This window comes from Paenibacillus sp. NAIST15-1, from assembly GCF_001894745.1.
In the GTDB taxonomy this organism is placed as follows: Bacteria; Bacillota; Bacilli; order Paenibacillales; family Paenibacillaceae; genus Paenibacillus_B; species Paenibacillus_B suaedae.
In genome coordinates, this window is the sequence record NZ_BBYF01000015.1 from 16,745 (window position 1) to 39,304 (window position 22,560).

Here is a 22,560-nt window from a genome sequence, read left to right on the forward strand (position 1 = left end):
GTGAGTGCTGTTTATTTATAGAGAAAGTTGTTAAAGGAGGGAGCCCCATGCCATTTGAGGCGGGACAATATGATGTAATAGTTATCGGAGCGGGCCATGCGGGCTGTGAAGCGGCACTTGCTTCTGCACGGATGGGCTGCAATACGTTGCTGTTGACGATTAACTTAGATATGGTTGCTTTCATGCCGTGCAACCCTTCGATTGGCGGTCCAGCTAAGGGCCATGTTGTACGCGAAATCGATGCATTAGGCGGAGAAATGGGCCGCAATATCGATAAAACCTTCATCCAAATGCGGATGCTCAATACCGGGAAAGGGCCAGCTGTCCACGCGCTGCGTGCTCAGGCCGACAAGGTATTGTATCAGGCAAAAATGAAGGAAACAGTAGAAACAACGCCGAACTTGACGCTGCGTCAAGGCATGGTCGAGGAATTGATCGTGGAAGACGGTAAATGTGTAGGTGCCATCACTAAATCAGGTGCTATTTTCCGCTCGAAAACGGTTGTCTTAACGACAGGTACGTACTTGCGGGGCAAAATCATTATCGGTGAGTTGATGTATGAGAGCGGCCCGAACAACCAACAACCGTCTTTGAAGCTGTCCGAATGCTTACGCAATCTCGGATTTGATCTCGTTCGCTTCAAGACAGGTACTCCTCCGCGGGTGAATGGAGGGACAATCGACTTTTCCAAAACAGAAATCCAACCTGGAGACGATCATCCGAAGTTCTTCTCTTATGAAACGAAGTCTTCCGATAATGAGCAGCTTCCTTGCTGGCTAACGTATACGTCGGAGAATACGCATCGCATTATCAATGATAACTTGCATCGTGCACCGATGTTCTCTGGTGTCATTGAAGGTACAGGTCCTCGTTATTGCCCGTCCATTGAAGATAAGATCGTTCGCTTTGCGGATAAACCGAAGCATCAAATCTTCCTGGAGCCGGAAGGCAAGGATACAGCTGAGTATTATGTACAAGGACTGTCCACGAGTATGCCTGAAGATGTTCAGTTGCAAATCCTGCGCTCTGTCCCGGGACTCGAGAACGCGGAAATGATGCGAACTGGATATGCGATTGAGTATGATGCAGTCGTGCCGACACAGCTGTGGCCAACGCTGGAGACAAAACAGGTAGATGGCTTATTCACAGCTGGACAAATTAACGGAACATCGGGTTATGAAGAAGCTGCTGCGCAGGGGGTTATGGCCGGCATCAATGCTGCACGAAAGGTGCAGGGCAAGCCTGCTGTCATCCTGAATCGCTCGCAAGCTTACATTGGCGTGTTGATCGATGATCTCGTAACGAAGGGGACGAATGAGCCGTATCGTCTGCTTACGTCCCGCGCGGAATATAGACTGCTGCTTCGCCATGACAATGCGGATATGCGCTTGACGGATATCGGGCATGAGATTGGTCTTATTACCGATGAGCGGTACGCTTCATTCCAGCACAAACTTGACTTGGTCGGTCAAGAGCTGGAGCGCTTGAAGGCAACAAAGGTGAAACCGGATGAAGCCGTGCAGGCAATGCTTGCAGAAGCGGGTTCTGCTCCACTGACGAACGGTTGTGACGCCGTTACCTTGCTGCGACGTCCAGAAATATCTTATGCACATGTGGATAAGTTATTCCCGTCGCCGCTTGAGTTGGATGAAGAAATGAAGGAACAGGTCGAGATTCAGATTAAGTATGCAGGATATATTGAGAAGCAGCTGCTACAAGTAGAGCGTCTGGCGAAGATGGAGAAGAAGCTGATTCCGCAGGATATCGATTATAATGCGGTTCATGGCATTGCGTCGGAAGCGAAGCAGAAGCTAGCGAAGATTCGCCCGTTGTCGATCGGGCAAGCATCGCGTATTTCTGGTGTAACTCCTGCAGATATTTCAATCCTGCTTGTATATTTGGAGCATTACAACCGCGTAACAGCCGAGAAGCACGCTCAGTCGTAATTCGGGTGAGCGGGCTGTGCCAAGTATGCAGGTTGGGGACATTAACTGCAGAAGAGGAGATTTCCAGTGATGGATGCATTGCAAGAACAGTTCCAAGGCTGGCTATCCGGACATGGATGGCCGCCGATTACAGATACACAGTGGAATCAATTAGAGACGTATTATCGGGTGTTAGTGGATTGGAATGAGCGGATGAACTTGACCGGCATCACCGAGCGTGAGCTCGTATACGAGAAGCACTTCTACGATTCACTGACACTAGGCTTCCATGTCAATATGAAGGAAGTCAAGCGTATGGCTGATATCGGTTCAGGGGCAGGCTTCCCAGGGATTCCACTGGCGATTATGTTCCCGCATTTTCAGTTGACGATTGTTGATTCCCTTAATAAGCGAATTGTATTTCTGAATCATCTGGTGCAGGAGCTTGGATTGACGGGGGTTAGCTGTATTCATGGGCGTGCTGAGGAGGTTGCTCGCAAGCCGGAGCACCGCGATCAGTATGATCTTGTGACAGCACGTGCTGTTGCCAGATTGAACGTGCTGAATGAGTTCTGCCTGCCGTTCGTGCGTCCAGGCGGCACATTCGCAGCGATGAAGGGGACAGATCCACATGAAGAGATTGTGGAGGCGAAGCGAAGCCTACAAGTGCTGCAGGCCACATTTACAGCTGACCATGCATTGAAGCTTCCGGTGGAGCAGTCCGAGCGTCACATTATAGTGATGTCGAAGAAGGGTCCAACGCCGAAGGCGTATCCACGCAAGCCTGGCACGCCGCTGAAGACACCAATTGTGTAGATGATAGATAAGTACAGAGCAAGAAAAAGAGGTCGAATCGTTCGACCTCTTTTTTGTGTCTTGGGTGGTGGAAGTGGAGGGGGATGTTGTGCGATCTTATTGCAATCTGGAATCAAACATCAATTGGATGTGAATACCGAATGGATCTTCGATTATACCGTAGGCTTTGCTGAATATATTGCTCGATAACGGGACAATAATGCGTACCCGTTTATCCGTAATCAAGCTGGCATAAAATCGTTCCACTTCCTCTAAATCAGCGCTCTGAATGCACAGTGACGTGTTATTGCCAACAGTATAGGCTTTCCCAGGGTTCATTGTATCTTCTGCAATCATTATTTTCGTTCTGCCAATCGATAAGACAGAGTGAGTAATCTGATTCTTGTTGTCCTCCGTAAGCGTTATGGAGCTGTCACGCTTCGCCATGTCTTGATAGGTCACAACCAGCAATTCCTTCGCGTTCAAATGTTGTTTGTAAAAATGAATGGCTTCCCGTGCTTGTCCGTTCATGGACAGGAAAATAGCGACTTCCAGTGTTGCGCTCATCGTATCAGTCTCCTTGTGGATCATCATGGTTGGCAGATATCTTTTAGCATTTGATATTTGGCCTTGGTTTTATCATAATTGCTAAAGGTATCAAATCATGACATCTTTAATAAGGAGATTCGCATGAATAAATCAGAACGATTACAAGACATGCTCAGATACTTAAATAGTCGAGAGTTCTTTAATTTACAAGACCTCATGGATAAGTACCAGATTTCAAAAAGTACAGCTTTGCGTGATATTCGCTCGTTAGAACAATTAGGCATGCCTATCTATTCGGAATATGGACGTCATGGGCGATATGGTATTTTGCAGAATCGATTGCTATCACCGGTTATCTTTACGCTTGATGAAGTTTACGCTCTGTATTTCGCCATGCTGACGCTGCAATCTTATCAATCTACTCCATTTCATATGCATGTCAATCAGCTGCAAGAGAAGTTTGAAAAGTGCCTTTCGCAAGAACAAATCAAGAAGATTTGTAGCATGAAAAAGGTTCTGCAATTGGAAAGCAATCAGCATCATCATGTAAGTTTTTATTTGGAACAAATCTTGAAGAGCATTCTTCATGAAAACATCTGCACCATTCAATATGCACGGAATAAGGGCAGCAAGAGTTATCGGGTTCAATTTTCCAAAATTTCTGCTAAGTTCGGTCAATGGTACGCAACAGGGATAGAGGTAAATACAAATCAACAACGAGTGTTCCGATGCGATAAAGTTACCTCCATGCAGTTGGAAGCAGAAGAATCCCCCTTTTCACTTGATGAACTAGTTAGCAGCTCTTTAGAACTATACCAGTCGGTGCACCATATTCGATTTGAGGTAGAAATTGAAGAACAGGCCAAGGACATCTTCTATAAAGAATCTTATCCTTCTATGAAACTAGATATCGGTGAAAGGACCGTCATTACAGGATTCTACAATCCAGGAGAAGAATCATTTATCGCCGAATATTTCATGAGGTATGGCAGTCATGTGGTAGCAGTAAAGCCTGAATCATTACGAACAATGATTCAATCGAAGGTAGAGCAGCTCTTACAGCATTATCAAACCTCAATTACTTGAATTGGAGAAGGCTATGAATCTATCAGCGGAGCAAGCAGGACTGATTGAGAAAAATTGGGGCAGCTAGATTACAGTGGCGTAAATCTTTCCCTCTCTATCCTATGTTACGATTTAAGAGACATCATGAAGAGCTTAGAGAGAAGGAAATATTGAATGAACATAGATTGCTGGTACAAACCGATATGGAAGGCCTCATGCGCTTTGATTGTTGCTGCTGGGGTATTGGCTGCTCCTCTTGGAGTGGGGACGGCTTCTGCTCAAGCACCGCTACTGCCTGTAGGTGGGCCAATGCTCGATCCATCCCATACAGCAGCGAAGACAGATGATCCATACACAGGAAAAGGGATTAAAGTCGCCGTCATCGATTCTGGTGCAGATATGGAGCATCCCTTATTGAAGGATCGAATTGTGAAGGCACATGACTTTGTGGAAGGTGATGAGTTTCCACAAGATGAGAAGGGACATGGCACGCATGTTGCTGGTATTGTGGCACAGCAAGCGCCTGGCGCCTCGCTGCTCATTTACCGTGCGGTCGCCCCTGAAGGTCATGAATTCACGTCTACGATTGCAGAGGCAATGCAGCGTGCGATTGAAGATGGAGCGAGAGTCATTAATTTATCCCTGCATTCAGATATCGATGCTCCAGATGAACCACTGTCCCAGGCAATTGCGGATGCAGCAAGCAAAGGGGTGGTTGTGGTCAACTCCAGCGGCAACGCAGGGGAGAAGCTATGGAGTATTACAGCGCCAGGACTGGTGGAGGATGTCATCACCGTTGGGGCATCTACTTTACCTACTTATGAACCAATGCTCTCGAAGAACGATCGCAGCATACGCCTAATTTCAGATAGAAATACACCTGCTTTTCCGAAGCAGGGCTCCGCTGATGTTGTCTTCGTTAGTGGGGACAGTCCTAGAGTAATTACACAGAAGCAGCACCAAGGGAAATGGATCGTAGTGAGGACTCCCAGTTCCTCGGTAACATCTTATTATGAAGCGGCATGCCGAGCGAAGGCTAGCGGTATTCTGTTCTATCAAGATGAGAAGGTAGAGTGGGAACCGGAGATTAATATTCATAATGAGCAAGATCATCGACTTATTCCCGCGGCTACGATTTCTCCACAAGGAGCGACGATGTTGAAGCAAGGCAAGTCGGCAGTCTGGCAGTGGGGAGAAGAGCAGAGAAGCCGAATGTCATCGATGAGTTCTCGCGGTCCCGCTGTAGGCACTTGGCTTATGAAGCCGGATCTTGTAGCTCCGGGGATTGATGTACGCAGCTCGATGCCGCGTGATCTATATGAGCAGGGTTATGGGAATATGAGCGGATCGAGCATGGCCGTCCCTTATGTATCGGCCGCAGCCGCGATCATTCTAGAGGCACATCCGGAGTGGACGCCTGCAATGGTGAAGTCGGCGCTGATGACTTCAGCGGATAAGCTTACGGATAACAATGGATCGGAATATCCGTATCACGCACAGGGATCAGGACTCGTAAATATAGATAAAGCGCTGGATGCACATACCTTCCTACAGCCCACGGCGTTAACGTATGGAGTAGTTGGATCAGAGTCTTGCGGTACAAAGAAGGAGCAGACGTTCCAAGTGACGAATCGCACCGCGCAGGAAATGACCTATCAGGTTACATTGTCATCCGAAGCAAGGAAATGGGACATCTCCTATCCTGCTTCCATTACGTTGCAGCCTGGCGAGACAGTCCGTGTTCCTGTTGTATGGGATCTAACCACTCTTAAGGAGACGGGAGTCCTTACTGGGAGCCTCCAGCTTACGAACGGAACAGAATTGCTACGAATCCCTTTCCAATTGATACATGGTTCCGGTCATTATCCGCTGCTGACGGGATGGTTTGCAGACGATCAACTGCTCACGCCGAACGGGGACAAACATAAGTCAATCCGATTCCATTATTATTTGCCAGGCGACGCCGATCGGATGATTATTACAGCGAGTCGTATTGACTTAGGGAAGAAGGCTGAAGGTGAATATTTATTGTTCAATAAGCCGAATCCTATCAATGGATTGCATACGTACGAATGGAATGGTACAGATGTGACGGGCCGTAAACTGCCAGATGGGTTGTATAACTTGAAGAGTAAAGCGTTCGCGGATGGACGTTCGGAAATGAAGGACGATCAAATTATCTATATCGATCGTGAAGCCCCTAGGGCAACCTTTATGAAGGCAAAGGCGGAACGTGGAGTTGTGCAAGGGACGGTTCAAGACATGATGCTAACCCTTGATTATGCGGTACGGCCTATGTTTCGTATTGCCTCGGGAAATAAGCAGCCGGCCCTGATTGATGTGAAGTGGAGTACTTCGAACACAGGAGATTGGAAGAGTGTGAGATTCAATGAAGACAAGAGGATGTTCCACGTGTCTCTTGTAGGGTCAGGGCTTAAAAAGGGCAAGCACAATATATTTATCCGGATGGAAGATGCCGCTGGCAACGTACAAATTCAAAAAACACAAGTAAACATATAGCAGCTTGGAGCGGGGGCATCCTCCGCTTTATTCTATTTACATGGAATAATTTTCATATTTATAGAGGTGGTAAGAGTTCATAGAATGTTAAGGAGGCAACCTAATCTTTTGCAATTATTTATGATAGGATAAAGAAGCTAACGTGATAGAATGTGGGGAAATGTTTCACGTGAAACATGTTCATGATAGATAAGGTGTTATCAAGAAAGTGATTAGAATAGAAGTGTAACGACGGCAAAAGATATCATTCGAAGTTTTTCTTTTATCGTGTACAAGAAAAGGCAGGAAAAAGGCACAAGCTTGGAGAATACATAAAGGCAGACGTATAATTTTGTCGAAGGAAAGAAATGGTTCAAGTCAGATGTCCTACTCTATCATTGTCGCGAAGGACGTAAAGGGAATGGAAAATTGCGAAGAGTAGCGGGAATCGCAGCCCAATTGCCTCCTTGAGCGACGTAGGGCAGAAGATTAAGAATGGAGCAGAGCACTGCCGCTTCTTCATGTGCCTGGCATTATTTTGAAGTTAGGTGGTATTATACGGAAATGAAAGAACAACTGTCTCGGTTATTCGGTTTTGCGGAGCGTCAATCGCTGGATGAAGTGAAACAGCTTCCGGTGAATGAGATTGTCAGCAGTCCCTATCAGCCTCGAACTATATTCGATGATGAGCGTATTGATGAACTGTGTCAGACGATCAAAACGCACGGCGTTATTCAGCCGATCGTTGTCCGCCAGCGAAACGGGCAATTTGAAATCATTGCCGGAGAGCGCCGTTGGCGTGCTGTCAAGAAGTTGGGCTTGGATACGATCCCGGGCATAGTAAGAGAAATTAATGACGCTCAGGCGGCATCCATTGCCTTGATCGAGAATTTGCAGCGTGAAGGGCTTACAGCGATTGAAGAAGCATATGCTTATCAGAAGCTCATTGATTTGCACAATTTGACGCAAGAAAGCTTGGCGCAACGGCTTGGCAAGAGCCAGTCTACAATAGCCAATAAAATTCGCTTGCTGAATCTACCGGATGTAGTGAAGCAGGCCTTAATGGAACGCAAGATTACAGAGCGACATGCAAGAGCATTGCTTGGTCTCGATTCAGAGAGTTTGCAGCTCAAACTGCTTGAGGAGATTATCGGAAAAGAATTGAATGTTAAGCAGACAGAGGCACGAGTCGCGTTTTATAAAGAGGTTCACAAGGCGAAGAAATCGAAGCGTATCTCATATACAAAGGATGTACGTCTTGCGCTGAATACGATTCGACAGTCAATCGATCTTGTGACTGGATCAGGCTTAAAAATTAAAACGGATGAACATGATCATGATGATCATTATGAGATTGTCATCAAAATACCGAAAAGGTAGTTTATTATAAACGTGTGTTGTTTAAAGAGGTCGACAGATATTTCTTATAAGGGTGCAGCAGCCTTATTCAATAAGAAGAGGGATTTATGGCTATAGCTAGGGGATTGATGAAAGTAAAAATCCTACTGGCAGGGGGGACGTAAAGCTAGCTGCTCCGCATATACATTTGCACTTACATCCTGACCTTTTTAGTAACCTATATATCAGATTCACCTAATTATCGGTTGATACCAGCCTAATCGTTGTATGTTTCCTATCGTACGGCGATATTGTTGTCATGCGTAGTGCTCAAATATGTGCAGCGGCAGGCAAGAGGCCGCTCTTTTCTGTTTTTGTGGTCGTTAGCGGTTATCGTTACAGCTAGAAACGCAAAAGAAACAACATTGAGGTGAAGAGGAATGGCTAAGGTTATTGCCATTACCAACCAGAAGGGCGGCGTCGGCAAGACAACGACGACGGTAAATTTGGGTGCAGGTTTGGCGTTATTAGGGAAGCGGGTGCTGCTTGTCGATATTGATCCACAAGGCAACACCACGAGTGGTATCGGGATTAACAAAGCAGATGTAACGAATTGCATTTATGACGTGATTATTAATGATGTTCATCCGAAGGACGCAACGATTCCGACTATGGTCGAAGGTCTGCACATTATTCCGGCAACGATACAATTGGCGGGTGCTGAGATTGAATTGGTTCCGACGATATCACGTGAAGTACGATTGAAGAAATCGCTTCAGCTTGTAGCACATTTGTACGATTACATATTAATTGATTGCCCACCTTCACTTGGGATATTGACGATCAATTCCTTAACAGCATCCCATTCGGTCATTATACCGATTCAATGTGAGTACTATGCGTTAGAGGGACTCAGCCAATTGTTGAATACGGTCAGACTTGTTCAGAAGCATTTGAATACCTCTCTGCAAATTGAGGGTGTTCTTCTTACGATGCTTGATGCACGTACGAACTTGGGTATACAAGTCATTGATGAAGTTAAGAAGTATTTTCAACAGAAGGTGTATACAACGATTATTCCCCGTAACATACGCCTTAGTGAGGCACCGTCACATGGTCAGTCGATCATGACCTACGATCCGAAATCTAAGGGTGCGGAAGTATATTTGGAACTTGCGAAGGAAGTGATTTCGTATGAGTAAGCGATTAGGACGTGGATTAGACGCGCTCATTCCGTCACTATCCGTCAATGATGACGATAAGGTAGTAGAGGTATCTCTACAACAGCTGCGTCCCAATCCATATCAGCCGCGAAAACATTTTGATGAGCAGTCTATTCAGGAGCTTGCAGAATCAATTAAGCAGCATGGTGTCATTCAGCCCATTATTGTGCGGAGTGTTTTAAAGGGATATGAGATTATTGCTGGAGAACGCCGCTACCGAGCCTCTCAGCAGCTTGGTTTGCAGCATATTCCAGCAGTTGTTCGCAACTTCTCCGATCAACAAGTCATGGAAATTGCCCTGATTGAAAATTTACAACGTGAAAATTTAAACGCCATTGAATTGGCCGTTGCTTATCAAGCTTTAATGGATCAGTTCACGTTAACGCAAGAAGAACTATCTGTTAAAGTAGGTAAGTCGCGCTCACATATCGCTAACTTTCTGCGTCTGTTGCAGCTCCCAGAAGAAGTAAAGGAATGTGTTTCACGTGGAACACTATCAATGGGACATGCGCGTGCCATTGTAGGGGTAAAGGACGAAGCAAAGGTGAAACAGTTGGCTAAATCTTCCATCGAACAAGGGTGGAGCGTTCGTCAGTTGGAGGAAGCAATCCAGCAGATGAACAAAAAAGGGAAGTCAATTGATAAAACGAAGCTTGTCCGCAAAGATCCTTACTTAGATGAATTGGAAGAAAGTTTGCGTGAACGATTCCGTACGACAGTTAAAATTAAACAGAGCAAAGATAAAGGGAAAATTGAGATATCGTACTTTAACAAGCAGGATCTGGAGCGATTATTAGAATTGCTTCAATCGTTGTCGGCTCAATAAAGCCTTAGTTGGGATTCTTGTACATGAACTGGCATTCTTGGTTGTTATCCGAAGCAAGAGGGGATTACACTAAGCATGCCAGTTTTGTGTTGGGACAGAACAAACAGCCAGAAGGACAAGGCAACGATGAACAGCTCTTTATTTACAAAATATTGAAGCAAAAGGTTACAACTTTGTTGTCTCTTCATTCGGTTAGATCGTGTTATAACTAAATGTAGAGATCCGTTAAAAGGGCATATTTCCGAATATCATCAATGACCATAAACAGGTTCAGCTTCATCGTAGCCTTTGGAAGTTGATATAGGGTAGAAAAACGCAGATTTTTCAAGTTGAATGGTGGGGAAAAAGTATTGTATGAGTCCGATGAAAAAATTTATACTAAGGATGGACGAAATACATACAGAAAATATGACTCATCATTCGGCCAGCTCGCATCATAGCTGCCCATTATAGATAATAAATATTGATAGACAGCAAGCGAACTAATGGGGAAACGCAAGGATGAGGAAGTCCGTGCATTTGAGGTACGGGACACGTTATAGGCAGGAGAGAACAAAGACTTATGATGAATGAATTGCAGAATGATTGGTTGCCGCTCATTGCCGCTGGCATCGGCATATTGTTATTGTTGTTACTTATTATTGTTCTTCTCCAAGGGTCACAGCTCCGTAAGCTTCGCCGCAAATATGAGGCGATTATGGGGGAAAGTGGTATTGAAAATTTGGATGTTGTATTGTCCAGCATGCATGAGGATATTGCACATCTGCAAGGGAAGACGGAACAGCATTATGCTGACATGGAGCAAACGAAAAAAGCTCTGAAAAAGATGAAATCCCACGTCGGCATACAGCGTTACAATGCATTTGCAGAGCGCGGGAGTGATTTAAGCTTCTCGATTGCATGGTTAAATGAGGAGCAGGATGGGGTTGTCATTACAGGCATCCACGGACGGGATCACTCTTATGTATATGCGAAGCCCATAGAGAATGGACAGTCTTCCTATTCCTTGTCCCCGGAAGAGAAGCAAGCAATGGAGCTTGCAGAGGCAAAGAAGGGCTCCTAATCCGTGTACTTATCGATGGGCTAAGGAAGTGAGTGACTGTTCGATTGTATCCGCGATCACCTCGGCCATACCCATGACCAAATGAAGCCTAGTATTTTGCAATACGAAATATTCCATGAAGCCTCCGACGTTGACAATGCCTGTAATGTGCATATCTCCGATCGGGGGCAATTGTTTATTTACCCCAGCCCCAGGACGGACCGGCCCTTCAACGACTTGAACGGAACCCACACTGCTGCTCTGGCCAAGACAAGCGTCAACTGCAATAATGAAGGTATGAGGATCGCTCGCTTGCAGTGAATCTATCGTCTCTTGCAAATTCATGGCATGAACAGGCTGCTGTAGTGTCCCGAGAACTTGAAAGTGACGGGAAGTGGACTTCGACAGCCGTGTCCCGACGAGAGGGCCGAGACAGTCGCCCGTTGACCGATCGGTTCCAATGCAGATAACCGTTGTCGACTGGTGAGAAGCTCGCATTTGCAAATGGTGTTGGCAGGAATGAATTAGGGAAGATAGTGCGTTAGGTGCATCATAAACCACTTTACATGGATGGCATTCATGGGTTGACGGGCGTTTGAACAAAGAAAATGTCATCACAAGCAGCCTCCGTTTTCTACTAAAGGTACTATCTAGTATATGGAAGCAAGAAAACTTTTATACTTCGACGAGAATAAGTTCCTATTTTATAATAAAGTGTCCTAACATTGATAACGCTAGATAGTAATAGAGGGGGAATGAAGATGTTATGGGCCGCAGCGGCAGATAAGCCAGAAGAAGTAACCGACAATATTGAACAGACGCTGTCGGTATTCGAGAAATGGCAGCAAGGGATATGGAACTGGGTAACCGATATGGCAACTTGGGAAATGCTCTTAGTAAAAACCATTAAAATTGTACTGATTATATTAGTAACCAGAATCGTGATTCGCATTGTTCATCGAATGATTAATCATACGATTGCCAAGCAGGAGAAATCCCGCCTGAACGGACAACCGAGGCGGCTTGTTACGGTAGGAAAGCTGCTTAAAAATATGACCTCGCTTGCAATGAATTTTATTATGATCCTTGTAGTTTTATCGGAGTTCAATGTGAATTTGGCACCGCTGTTAGCGGGGGCAGGGGTCGTCGGCTTGGCTATTGGTTTTGGTGCTCAAAGCTTGGTGAAGGATGTTATGACCGGATTTTTCATAATATTGGAGGATCATTTCGCGGTAGGCGATGTCATTAAGGTTGGATCCTTCCAAGGTACGGTAGAGATGATTGGTTTGCGGTCGACTCGGATCCATAGCTGGACTGGAGAGGTTCACGTCATTCCAAACGGTAGCATTACCGAGGTAACCAATTATTCACTAAACAACTCGATTGCTGTTGTGGATGTATCAATTGCTTATGAGGAGAATGTAGAGAAGGCTATTCAAGTCATGAATAAAGCGCTTGAAGCATTGCCAGAGCACAATGAGAATGTAGTCAAGACACCGCAAGTTTTGGGCGTTCAAACGCTTGGGCCTTCAGAAGTGACGATTCGGGTTATTGCCGAATGCCGCCCATTTACCCAAGCAGGTGTTGTTCGTATGATTAATGCAGATATGAAGCGGGCTCTAGAGCGAGAGGGAATTGAGATTCCATACCCGCGCCTCGTTACGTATCAACGAGCAGAACAAGGAGGGAATATGTAATGGAACGTAAAGTCTTCGCACTAGGTGATATCGTTCAAATGAAAAAGCCTCATCCTTGTGGTACAAATGAGATGGAGATCATTCGAATGGGTATGGATATCCGCATTAAGTGCGTTGGATGCAAGCATAGTGTGCTCGTCCCGCGCGCGAAGTTCGAGAAGAGCATGAAGAAGGTGCTTCGTTCTGCTCAACCTGATTCCGAGTAAGATAATTTTGTAAAAAATATGTTGCAATATAGTGTGGACTATGGTAAGATAACTCTTGCTATGGAAAGGTACCCAAGAGGTCCAAGGGGGCTGACTCGAAATCAGCTAGGCGTCGCAAGGCGTGCGTGGGTTCGAATCCCACCCTTTCCGCCACTTATTGGATATGATAACTCCGGAGCTTAGGCTTCGGAGTTTTTTGCATGTTATAGGCAAGTTTTTGCTGCCTCTGGAGCTGTTGATGACGATGTATGTGTTTGTTGTAACAAATGCTGAAATAAATAAGAGAAGGGACTTCGCATGCGCGAAATCCCTTCCTGGTTGACGGTGCTTATTCGACTTCTATCTTCACAATTCAGATGGCTTAGGTTTTCTTCATCATATGGAACCATATAAAAATTCCATTACGATAAGTGTGTTACAGATAAATGCTCTACAGCACAACCCCTCGCTTCCCTTATTTCGTAAAGTTAAATGTCTCCACTAGGCTTCTTTGCTCCATTGTTCAACGGAACCCACCTCGCTTCGCACCGTCAGTTGTTATTATGGATCGTTATTGCGGAATTATACATACATCCGAGAAAAAAATAAAAAGGGTGCAGCAAATGAGAGAAGGGATCTCGCATGCGCGAAATCCCTTCCTGGTTGACGGTGCTTATTCGACTTCTATCTTCACAATGTTCAGATGGCTTAGGCTTCCTACATCACATGGAACCTTTACGGTATCCATATTACGATAAGTGTGTTGCAGACAAATGGTCTTTAGCACAACCCCTCGCTTCTCTTATGTCGTAAAGTTAAATGTCTCCACTAGGCTTCTTCGCTCCATTGTTCAACGGAACCCACCTCGCTTCGCACCGTCAGTTGTTATTATGGATCATTATTGCGTTTCTATACACGGATAATAAAAAAAGTGAAACGATTGAATCAGTGCGTCAAAGCATGGCGCTTTTTCTTCCACTTTCGGTCTTTGTTCGTTGTTTCAGGGAATGTGTCGCCCTTCTTCAACTTAATTTGTTTTGGATCTTGAATTTCGGTATGGAAGCTTTTCTCACCGACTTCCATATAAATGGCATCATTGGGTGCTTTGTCTCCCGGTTCGAATTCTGTTTTCTCGCCCATTGTGTAACCTCCTGAAAGCATGTTGTATAGAGCAGAAGCGTAACGAGATCGCTTGCCTATGTAGTGTGTGCGCAGGGGTATCCCTTAATGAATGGAGAAAAGTGCTTGTATGCGGACACGAAGATGCACTTGCATGTCATCCTTCATTTTGGTACACTAGTTTAGTGCGAGTTTTCTCGCTCCTTGCTTCTGACAAGATCAGAGGCCTGAAGTCCATAAGGAGGTGAACGTGAAATGCGCAAATACGAATTGATGTACATCATTCGTCCTGACGTAGAGCAAGAAGCTGTTCAAACAACAGTCGACAAATTCCAAGGCGTTATCTCTAACGGCGGTGGAGAAATTACGAAGCACGATGTGATGGGTAAGCGTCGTCTTGCTTACGAAATCAAGAAGTTCCGCGATGGCGTGTACGTTCTCGTGAACTTTACTGCAGAACCTGCAGTAGTAGCGGAGTTGGATCGTCAGCTTAAGATTTCTGACGAAATCATCCGTCATCTTGTCGTTAGCGACGTGGCTTAATAGCCAAAACTATCGTAAGTTCGTAAAGGATACGTCGAAGGAGGGGATAGCATGTTGAATCGCGTGATATTGATAGGACGTCTTACACGGGACCCTGAATTGCGCTACACTTCATCTGGAGTGGCAGTAACGCAGTTTACGTTAGCGGTTGATCGACCGTTCTCGAGTCAAGGTGGGGAGCGTGAAGCGGACTTTATTCCAGTCGTTACTTGGCGGCAGCTAGCTGAGACATGTGCAAATTATTTGCGCAAGGGTCGGCTTACAGCAGTAGAAGGACGCATTCAAGTGCGCAACTATGACAATAACGAAGGTAAACGTGTATACGTGACTGAAATTATTGCTGATAATGTGCGTTTCTTGGAATCGAACCGTGATAACGGGGGAACACGTGATGATATGGGCGGCGGCAATTACGGTGCACCAGCACCGCAATACAACAATGCTCCAGCACGTGGTGGGAATTCCAATTCTCGTGGACAAGCAGCAGCAGATCCTTTCTCTGATGACGGTAGACCTATCGACATTTCCGATGATGATTTGCCATTCTAAAACGGAAAGGACTGACATGAATGAGCTTTAAGCAAAATGAAGGCGGCGAACGCGAAGGCCGTAAATTCGGTGGCCGTAGAGGTCGTAACAAGCGCCGTAAAGTGTGCTTCTTCACAGTGAACAAAATCACTCACATTGATTATAAAGACATCGACCTGTTGAAGAAATTCATCAGCGAGCGCGGCAAAATCTTGCCACGCCGTGTAACAGGTACAAGCGCGAAGTACCAACGTGCTTTGACGATCGCTGTAAAACGCGCTCGCCAAGTAGCATTGCTTCCGTACACTACGGAGTAATGATGGTGCAGAAGACAGCTGATATCATATCAGCTGTCTTTTTTATGTCTTTTTTAATTTATCGACAGAGGGCGTTTTCGTTACTTCACATCGTGTTCCCCTCTGCGGATTGGATTGAAGCAGGGGTTACAATCGAGCCTGTTAATCCTGTTCCCTTCGCAAGCGGAGCGAATTCACCGCGACAACGGATGCGGAGCCTGAGCTTGATCTAGGCGTTTTAAATACTAGAGGATCGCAAGGGCCTGCCATTAGCACGATTTCCCCAAGAAATACAACGATATCTTCAACCATTTGTTCATGCTACCTCCTCCTGTTGCATAGGATTCATCATGTACAAGTATAGAACATACCATTCTTTACTTGTGCGGCTAATACAGTAACCCATCCTTTTTTCTAATTTACTATGCCTGTATCCCATTCAAACTTGATTTCGCAAATGAATAAATGCTGCTCCAGTTGGATGGGGGGTTCCGTCTCGAGGCGGATTCCTTCATATGGCTGCAGTGATACAATGGATAGCAGGATAAGGATGAAAATGGATTCGGTACGGAGGTTTAGATCATGAGATGGCACGAACGATTCAGTAAACGTTGGCAGGGACAAGAAATCGACTATCAATGGCCATCCCCACAGCTTCCGATCATTAGCATTCGGAGCAGTGGTGCTAGCCGAGTAGGCCGACACAGTAAGGTCGCAATTGGCCTTATCGCGATTGGGGATATCGCAATCGGTCTCATCGCTGGAGGAATGATAAGTGTTGGTCTGTTTGCATTTGGTGCCATATCCTTAGGACTGCTGGCAGCAGTGGGTGCCATTGCATTCAGTGATTTATTTTCGGTAGGGGCGATTGCGGTTAGCGATTGGCTGTCCATTGGCGCTGTGGCCGTGAGTAGTGTCTTATCCATCGGTGCTGTTGTAATTAGCAACGTGGCATTAGGAGTCGTCGCTATCGGTCAATATGCGTATGGTGTCGTCGCTATAGGCAATCATGGGTTTGGACTCATTCCATTAACGTTAGATGTTGTACGTTGGGTAAAGAGCTGGTTCGGATGATCATTATTCCATATTCTGTGTGAAAACCGTCCAAAAATGGGCGGTTTTTTGGTACTTCTGTCAAAATAGTGATCCGGATCATGAAATCTGTATTTTCCTTTTTGATCGTTTGCATGTAAAATAAAAATATTGTTTCATGCATAATCATCAAAGAAATTTGTCAAAGAGGGTTCTGATTACCGGTCGTTACAAACAGATAAAATCGACCGAGCATGCTCATCCTATATCTGATACAGCTTAACCATAAGGGAACGTGGATATTCCAATAATGGGTTGTGAGGCTGTTCAGTGTTGAATGTGAGCATGTCTTTTACATTCATCGTCACATACTGTTCTAGGTAGGGCCTAAGCGGTGTGAAGCTCATGTTCAACGAATAGAGTAAGTGCACGCTCGCATGATCCAAGCCGCAATTATTATGATTCGAATAAATGAGAAGTAACGATGAGCAGCTAGCATGGCTGGTCTTTTTTGAAAAATCACCATGCGAAACTTTCTAGGGGAATAGGTACTGCTAGTATAGGAAATTCGTGTCGTTCGCACTGGGGCGGGTATCTTTGAGAAGTGAAGCAGGTATGATGTGCTGCCAATTTCGAATTAGAGCGAACCGAAGCTTACACACATGAGGAAAAATGAAACACCGTATGCGTATAGGGAAATCAGATTGACGCGGATAGCTATGCGCAGCATAATGTTTCTCATCTGGTCAATGCGGAAAATGCCTAAGAGCTATACTGAAACAGGTATGGAAGGCAACAAAAATGCTTCTTATATGTATGAAATAAGAACTATCGGTTAGTAAATGGATTTTGGATATGATTGCATCACATAAAGGAAGAAGAGGATTACGAATGAAAAAAAATAAATATAAAAAATGGGGAATCGCCCTGGCAATCATCGCGATTGTTGGTCTTAGCGGATTTATATTCCGCAAGCAGCTAGCGGTTCTGGCCTTCGATATGTTCTTATCCGGGCATGTAGAAGAGACGCTTGATAAGTCTTATAAGCCAATTGAAGGCAAAGAAGAAGTAATTCGCAAAGTGACGGAGCCATTCTCAGTACTACTGCTGGGGGTTGACCAGCGAGGCAAGGAAATTGGACGTTCTGATACCATTATATATTCGGTTGTAAGACCACAAGATAACAAAGTATTGCTGCTGTCGATTCCACGTGATACGTATACGGAAATCATCGGCAAGGGATTTGAAACGAAGCTCAATCACGCTTATGCCTATGGTGGTGCGAAGATGAGCATGGAGTCGGTAGATAATCTGCTCAAGCATAAGGTTGACCATTATGCGACAATTAACTTCGAGGGATTGAAGGATGTCGTCAATGCATTAGATGGCGTTAAACTCCCAATTACGAAGGCGATCGTCAACAAAGATCCCGATCATGAGAAGTTCCGCATAGAGCCGAACAAGCCGATCTATGATGGTCAAGAAGCATTGTACTTCGTACGTTACCGTGAGGATTCGGATATGAACCGTACGATGCGTCACCGCATATTCTTGAACGCGGTTATGCAGCGTGCCATCGAAATGGATAAAATCGGACGCATTCCAGAGCTTATTGAAATTATGGGTGAGAATTTTACAACGGATATGCGACCGAAGTATATGATTGATTTGGCCAAGACGATGTTCACGAATGACGGAGTACCGAGCATTAGCAGCTATATGCTGCATGGTGACGGCAAGATGATTGGCAACGGCTGGTATTACATGGTGAAGGATGAGGATCTGGATTATATTAAGACTTTGCTGGACAACTGGCTGGATCCGAAGACGAGCAAAGAGAATCTAATGGAACCACGCCAAGTGAAAGAAGATTAATGGTATAGAAACCGGAAAGTCAGTCGTATTTATTACGGCTGACTTTTTGTTTTTGTATGCCTAAATGTGTTAATTTATTGTTAGGGAGTTACAGCGATCATCTCGCTGGAGTCGTTTGAGGAGGAGACCTAACGGATGAACATTGCTTTTTTCTTAACACCGAAACATGAGGTTGTTAGTCTTACATTGAATACAACATTGAGACAAACACTCGAACGAATGGAATATCATCGGTACACGGCTGTTCCGATTTTGAATGATGAAGGGGAATATGTAGGAACGGTTACCGAAGGAGACCTGTTATGGCACATGAAAAATTCCAATGGCGCGATTACGTTTGAGAACGCTTCAAAATCCTTGCTGAAAGAAGTTTCGCTGAATATGCATAATAAATCAGTACGAATTGACTCCAATATGGAGGATCTTATTAATTTGGCCAAGGTGCAGAACTTTGTCCCGGTGGTAGATGATATGAACCGTTTTATTGGCATCGTGAGGCGCAGTCAAATTATCGAATATTGCGAGCAGTTCGTCACCAAAGCTATGGACGTGAAGTAATTATGGTATAATGAAAATGACGCCCTTTTCAGAAATATGGAAGATATAGGGATATATCCGCGGAATAAGCGGTCTCGGGGTTTCTTTCCGGGGGAAAAAGATTGAATGCGCAAGAGGTGAACGTATTGAAAAACCGCTGGTCATCGTCTTTATTATGGGCGATTGTAGCGCTCGTATTGTTATTATCCATATTGCAGCCGATACAGGTGTTGACGATGAGTTTTATGGCGGTTCCATTTGTGATGCTGTATGCAACGCAATCAAAGCAGAGATTCGCTCTTATCACTGCTGCCGTGCTTGCCGTCGTCTACTTGTTAATGGGGAAGGCAGGCATGATTGTTGCTGTAACCGCCTTGTACTTTATTATTCCGGGCATTGTCATTGGCCACATGTTTAAAAGCAGAAAGCCTGCACTCAACGTGTTCGTTGCTGGAACCGTGACCTTTCTCGTTGAGTCCCTTGTCCTCTTCGTCGTAGCGAAGTGGGTACTAGACTTCAATGTGTATGAATTTGTGATTGAGATGCTGAACTACGGGATGGTCGGTGTTGAGCAGTCTGCACTATTCCCGACGCAAGTGACAGCAGAAATGAAACAGCAATTTGCGCTTCTCATGAGCAAGATGGTTCCATTTATGATGATTGTGAGTGCGCTGTATATGGGTACGATTACGTACGCTATCAGCCGTCGTCTATTAACCGCGCAAGGACATGATGTGCAGAAGATGAAACCTGTACACCAATGGATGCTTCCGAAGTCTCTTGTCGTGTACTATTTCATCGTTGTGATTCTTGACCTTGTTGGCCCGAAGTCAACGGACAGCTTCTTAACGATGATTGTATTGAACTTGGCGCCGCTCTTGCAGTTGGCATTCGTAGTGCAGGGGATTGCCTTTCTCTTCTTCTTTGCGCACATGAAGAAATGGGGCAAGGTGCTGCCGATTGTCATTACAGTAGCTGCATTGTTCATTCCACTGCTCTATTCACTACTTCGAATTGTAGGATTGGTGGATCTCGTCCTTCCGATGCGGAAGTACCTGTCCAAACCAAAAGTATAGGGTGAGAAGGCATGCCTAAACTATTGTTTCAACGTTGGTATACGAAGCATACAAGCTGGACATTCGTTGTATTGATCGCCATGAGCTTAGTGCTGACCTGGTATAACTGGGGAGTCGGGGTATTGGCATGGATCAGTATTGCAGCGCTCGCTATGGCATCGTTCACGGCAGAACGTAAATTCCGGGAAGAGACGGAGTCGTATTTATCAACGCTTGGATTACGAGTAAAGCGGGCGGGGGAAGAGGCCATCATCGACTTGCCGTATGGCATCCTTTTGTATCGTGAGGATCGTGTCATAGAATGGCATAATCCTTATGTATCTCAGCTAACCGGACAGGATGGGTTAGTTGGAGAGGAATTGGCGGATATCTTCCCGCAGCTTCATATGGGAAAAGAAAAGGATCGCTCCGCTGAATTGTTCATCGGTGGGCGTATCGTACATGCGGATATTGTGCCAGAGGAGCGGGTTGTCTACTTTACGGACATTACTGACCTGTGGAGCTTGCGCAAACGTTATGACGAAGAACGGATAGCAGTCGGAGTCGTCATTATGGATAACTTGGAGGAATCGACCCAAGGGCTGGACGACCAGCAGCGGGCTGCCCTGCTCGCGCGTGTAAATGGACAGATTACGTCCTGGGCAGGCGAGCATGGTGTATTGATGAAGCGGCTGTCCTCTGATCGACACTTCATGATTATGGATGTGCAGACACTGAAGGCACTGGAACAGACGAGATTCGTCATTCTTGACGAGGTTCGGGAGACGACGCTTGATAATAAGCTTCCAGTAACACTCAGCATGGGCATTGCAGCTGGCGCAGACAGTATCCCGGAACTGGGTCAGCTGGCACAGTCAAGCTTGGATATTGCACTTGGCCGTGGCGGAGATCAGGTAGCGGTTCGTATGGGACAACGATTATCGTTCTATGGCGGTAAATCGAATGCGGTAGAGAAACGGACTCGGGTTCGCGCACGGGTTATCGCGCACGCGCTTCGAGATTTCATTAAGCAGAGCGACGCTGTGTTCATTATGGGGCACAAGAATCCGGATACGGATTCGATTGGATCATCGATTGGCGTGCTGAACGCATGCCGAATGCTTGGAATTGAAGCCTATATCGTGCTGGAAGAGAGCAATCCTTCGATCGATCGTCTAGTGGACTATTTGAAGAAGGATGAAATTCTATGGTCAAGGTTTATCTCTCGAGCGGAAGCTATCGAAATGATTACGGAAGCAAGCCTTCTGGTTGTATGTGATACACACAAAGCCTCTATGGTAGAAGAGCCGCGTCTGCTTCAATCGGATCGGATTGTCATTATCGATCATCATCGGCGCGGCGAAGAGTTCATTAATGACGCGGTTCTCGTTTATTTGGAGCCCTATGCATCTTCTACGGCTGAGCTTGTTACGGAACTGCTGCAGTATATCCATAATCGGATCAACCTCAGCATGCTGGAGGCAACGGCATTGCTGGCGGGGATCACGGTAGATACGAAGTATTTCACGCTGCGAACAGGCTCGCGCACATTCGATGCGGCAAGCTTCCTTCGCAGACAAGGTGCAGATCCACTGCTTATCCAGCGCATCTTAAAAGAAGATCTGGATGAGTATATTCAGAAGGCGGAAGTCATCCGCCATGCACAGATGCTGTATGGACATATTGCGATTGCGGTTACAGAGCCAGGACGAAAATTTTCTCAGTTGCTCATTGCACAGGTAGCTGATACGCTATTAAATATGACCGATGTTCTCGCTTCGTTCGTTATCAGCGAGCGAAATGACGGACTCATTGGGATTAGCGCGCGTTCGCTGGGCCAGATGAATGTACAGGTCGTTATGGAACGGCTGGGCGGCGGCGGACATCTAACGAATGCCGCAGCTCAATTGCAAGGTACGCTTGTTGAGGCAGAAGCGAAGCTGAAGCGCGTGCTGGAAGAAATCGACGCAGAAGAGGGGTTGTTCGAATGAAAGTCATCTTGTTGCAGGATGTAAAAGGACAAGGCAAGAAAGGACAAGTCAAAGAGGTTTCCGAAGGGTACGCTCAAAATTTCCTCATCAAGCAGGGACTGGCTCGTCCGGCGACGGACGGCAATCTTAAGACCCTGGATCAACAGAAGAAGTCAGAAGATAAGCGCAAGGAACAAGAAAAGATAGATGCGGAAATGCTTGCAGCGAAGCTGGGAGAAACAACAGTTGAGTTGAAGGCAAAGGCTGGTGAAGGCGGCCGTCTGTTCGGTGCCATCACATCGAAGCAAATTGCAGAAGCTCTTGCAGGCATGAAGATCAAAATAGATAAGCGTAAAATCGAACTTAATGACCCGATTCGTACGCTGGGATTTACGAATGTAGCCGTGAAGCTGCATCCTGAAGTCAAGGCGACGATGAAGGTGCACGTAACGGAGGAATAG

Annotated in this window: 23 protein-coding genes and 1 tRNA gene; 20 read left to right on the top strand and 4 right to left on the bottom strand. The window is 45.7% G+C overall.

The genetic code is table 11. The features are described from left to right. The first annotated feature begins 47 nt into the window (after nt 1-47). Together mnmG and rsmG are read left to right on the top strand one after the other, a co-directional pair. Nucleotides 48-1,946, top strand: coding sequence for a tRNA uridine-5-carboxymethylaminomethyl(34) synthesis enzyme MnmG (gene mnmG, locus PBN151_RS23370; protein WP_072730914.1), 1,899 nt, complete (start codon nt 48-50; stop codon nt 1,944-1,946). A gap of 69 nt (nt 1,947-2,015) precedes the next feature. Beyond that, nucleotides 2,016-2,741 carry a 16S rRNA (guanine(527)-N(7))-methyltransferase RsmG gene (gene rsmG, locus PBN151_RS23375; RefSeq protein WP_072730915.1) on the top strand — a complete coding sequence of 242 codons (726 nt, stop codon included), beginning with the start codon at nt 2,016-2,018 and terminating at the stop codon, nt 2,739-2,741. A 96-nt stretch (nt 2,742-2,837) separates the two neighbouring features. On the opposite strand, the gene PBN151_RS23380 is transcribed toward rsmG, so the two are convergent. After that, entirely contained in the window at nt 2,838-3,287 is a 450-nt protein-coding gene (locus PBN151_RS23380; protein ID WP_072730916.1) for a VOC family protein, read from the bottom strand. Between the two features lie 123 nt (nt 3,288-3,410). On the opposite strand from PBN151_RS23380, the gene PBN151_RS23385 reads away from it, so the two are divergent. From PBN151_RS23385 to PBN151_RS23410, 6 genes are all read left to right on the top strand, one after another. After that, the gene (locus tag PBN151_RS23385; RefSeq protein WP_072730917.1) at nt 3,411-4,355 is read left to right on the top strand and encodes a helix-turn-helix transcriptional regulator; all 945 of its coding nucleotides are present in this window, start codon (nt 3,411-3,413) and stop codon (nt 4,353-4,355) included. A gap of 153 nt (nt 4,356-4,508) precedes the next feature. Continuing rightward, nucleotides 4,509-6,854, top strand: coding sequence for a S8 family serine peptidase (locus PBN151_RS23390; protein WP_072730918.1), 2,346 nt, complete (start codon nt 4,509-4,511; stop codon nt 6,852-6,854). Between the two features lie 543 nt (nt 6,855-7,397). Beyond that, entirely contained in the window at nt 7,398-8,213 is an 816-nt protein-coding gene (noc, locus tag PBN151_RS23395) for a nucleoid occlusion protein (protein ID WP_072730919.1), read from the top strand. Nucleotides 8,214-8,611: 398 nt separating this feature from the next. After that, nucleotides 8,612-9,373 carry a ParA family protein gene (locus PBN151_RS23400; protein ID WP_005545445.1) on the top strand — a complete coding sequence of 254 codons (762 nt, stop codon included), beginning with the start codon at nt 8,612-8,614 and terminating at the stop codon, nt 9,371-9,373. Beyond that, nucleotides 9,366-10,220, top strand: coding sequence for a ParB/RepB/Spo0J family partition protein (locus tag PBN151_RS23405; RefSeq protein WP_072730920.1), 855 nt, complete (start codon nt 9,366-9,368; stop codon nt 10,218-10,220). Before PBN151_RS23400 ends, PBN151_RS23405 begins: the two co-directional genes overlap by 8 nt. Nucleotides 10,221-10,782: 562 nt before the next feature. Further along, the gene (locus tag PBN151_RS23410) at nt 10,783-11,283 is read left to right on the top strand and encodes a DUF4446 family protein (RefSeq protein ID WP_072730921.1); all 501 of its coding nucleotides are present in this window, start codon (nt 10,783-10,785) and stop codon (nt 11,281-11,283) included. Nucleotides 11,284-11,292: 9 nt separating this feature from the next. Here the strand turns inward: PBN151_RS23410 and yyaC are convergent, their stop codons facing one another. Then, nucleotides 11,293-11,877, bottom strand: a complete 585-nt coding sequence (gene yyaC, locus PBN151_RS23415) for a spore protease YyaC (protein ID WP_028533229.1) — start codon at nt 11,875-11,877, stop codon at nt 11,293-11,295. A gap of 146 nt (nt 11,878-12,023) precedes the next feature. Here yyaC and PBN151_RS23420 point away from each other — a divergent pair, with 146 nt between their 5' ends. The 3 genes from PBN151_RS23420 to PBN151_RS23430 all read left to right on the top strand — a co-directional run bounded on the left by PBN151_RS23420 (nt 12,024) and on the right by PBN151_RS23430 (nt 13,318). Then, on the top strand, nt 12,024-12,959 hold the full coding sequence (locus tag PBN151_RS23420) for a mechanosensitive ion channel family protein (protein ID WP_028533230.1): 936 nt from the start codon (nt 12,024-12,026) through the stop codon (nt 12,957-12,959). Further along, nucleotides 12,959-13,165 carry a DUF951 domain-containing protein gene (locus PBN151_RS23425; RefSeq protein WP_005545435.1) on the top strand — a complete coding sequence of 69 codons (207 nt, stop codon included), beginning with the start codon at nt 12,959-12,961 and terminating at the stop codon, nt 13,163-13,165. Before PBN151_RS23420 ends, PBN151_RS23425 begins: the two co-directional genes overlap by 1 nt. Before the next feature lie 62 nt (nt 13,166-13,227). Next, nucleotides 13,228-13,318 (top strand) — tRNA-Ser (locus PBN151_RS23430). A gap of 771 nt (nt 13,319-14,089) precedes the next feature. Here the strand turns inward: PBN151_RS23430 and PBN151_RS23435 are convergent. Beyond that, nucleotides 14,090-14,284, bottom strand: coding sequence for a YjzC family protein (locus PBN151_RS23435; RefSeq protein WP_072730922.1), 195 nt, complete (start codon nt 14,282-14,284; stop codon nt 14,090-14,092). A 234-nt stretch (nt 14,285-14,518) separates the two neighbouring features. Between PBN151_RS23435 and rpsF the strand changes: the two genes are divergently transcribed. From rpsF to rpsR, 3 genes are read left to right on the top strand one after another with little or no spacing between them, the layout of a single operon-like run. Continuing rightward, nucleotides 14,519-14,806 (top strand): 30S ribosomal protein S6, encoded by a 288-nt coding sequence (rpsF, locus tag PBN151_RS23440; protein ID WP_021257540.1) that lies wholly within the window; start codon nt 14,519-14,521, stop codon nt 14,804-14,806. Nucleotides 14,807-14,857: 51 nt separating this feature from the next. After that, nucleotides 14,858-15,355, top strand: coding sequence for a single-stranded DNA-binding protein (gene ssb / locus PBN151_RS23445; protein WP_021257539.1), 498 nt, complete (start codon nt 14,858-14,860; stop codon nt 15,353-15,355). A gap of 20 nt (nt 15,356-15,375) precedes the next feature. Beyond that, nucleotides 15,376-15,651, top strand: coding sequence for a 30S ribosomal protein S18 (gene rpsR / locus PBN151_RS23450; RefSeq protein WP_021257538.1), 276 nt, complete (start codon nt 15,376-15,378; stop codon nt 15,649-15,651). A gap of 141 nt (nt 15,652-15,792) precedes the next feature. On the opposite strand, the gene PBN151_RS31485 is transcribed toward rpsR, so the two are convergent. Continuing rightward, nucleotides 15,793-15,942 (bottom strand): hypothetical protein, encoded by a 150-nt coding sequence (locus PBN151_RS31485; protein ID WP_175560784.1) that lies wholly within the window; start codon nt 15,940-15,942, stop codon nt 15,793-15,795. Nucleotides 15,943-16,212: 270 nt separating this feature from the next. Here PBN151_RS31485 and PBN151_RS23455 point away from each other — a divergent pair, with 270 nt between their 5' ends. From PBN151_RS23455 to rplI, 6 genes are all read left to right on the top strand, one after another. Continuing rightward, on the top strand, nt 16,213-16,704 hold the full coding sequence (locus PBN151_RS23455) for a hypothetical protein (RefSeq protein WP_021257537.1): 492 nt from the start codon (nt 16,213-16,215) through the stop codon (nt 16,702-16,704). Nucleotides 16,705-17,553: 849 nt separating this feature from the next. Continuing rightward, nucleotides 17,554-18,537 carry an LCP family protein gene (locus tag PBN151_RS23460; protein ID WP_072730923.1) on the top strand — a complete coding sequence of 328 codons (984 nt, stop codon included), beginning with the start codon at nt 17,554-17,556 and terminating at the stop codon, nt 18,535-18,537. Between the two features lie 135 nt (nt 18,538-18,672). Further along, on the top strand, nt 18,673-19,095 hold the full coding sequence (locus tag PBN151_RS23465; protein ID WP_021257535.1) for a CBS domain-containing protein: 423 nt from the start codon (nt 18,673-18,675) through the stop codon (nt 19,093-19,095). Between the two features lie 101 nt (nt 19,096-19,196). Continuing rightward, entirely contained in the window at nt 19,197-20,150 is a 954-nt protein-coding gene (locus PBN151_RS23470; RefSeq protein ID WP_227775004.1) for a YybS family protein, read from the top strand. An 11-nt stretch (nt 20,151-20,161) separates the two neighbouring features. Then, nucleotides 20,162-22,120, top strand: coding sequence for a DHH family phosphoesterase (locus tag PBN151_RS23475; RefSeq protein ID WP_072730924.1), 1,959 nt, complete (start codon nt 20,162-20,164; stop codon nt 22,118-22,120). Then, the gene (gene rplI, locus PBN151_RS23480; protein ID WP_072730925.1) at nt 22,117-22,560 is read left to right on the top strand and encodes a 50S ribosomal protein L9; all 444 of its coding nucleotides are present in this window, start codon (nt 22,117-22,119) and stop codon (nt 22,558-22,560) included. The genes PBN151_RS23475 and rplI overlap by 4 nt, the downstream gene beginning before the upstream one ends.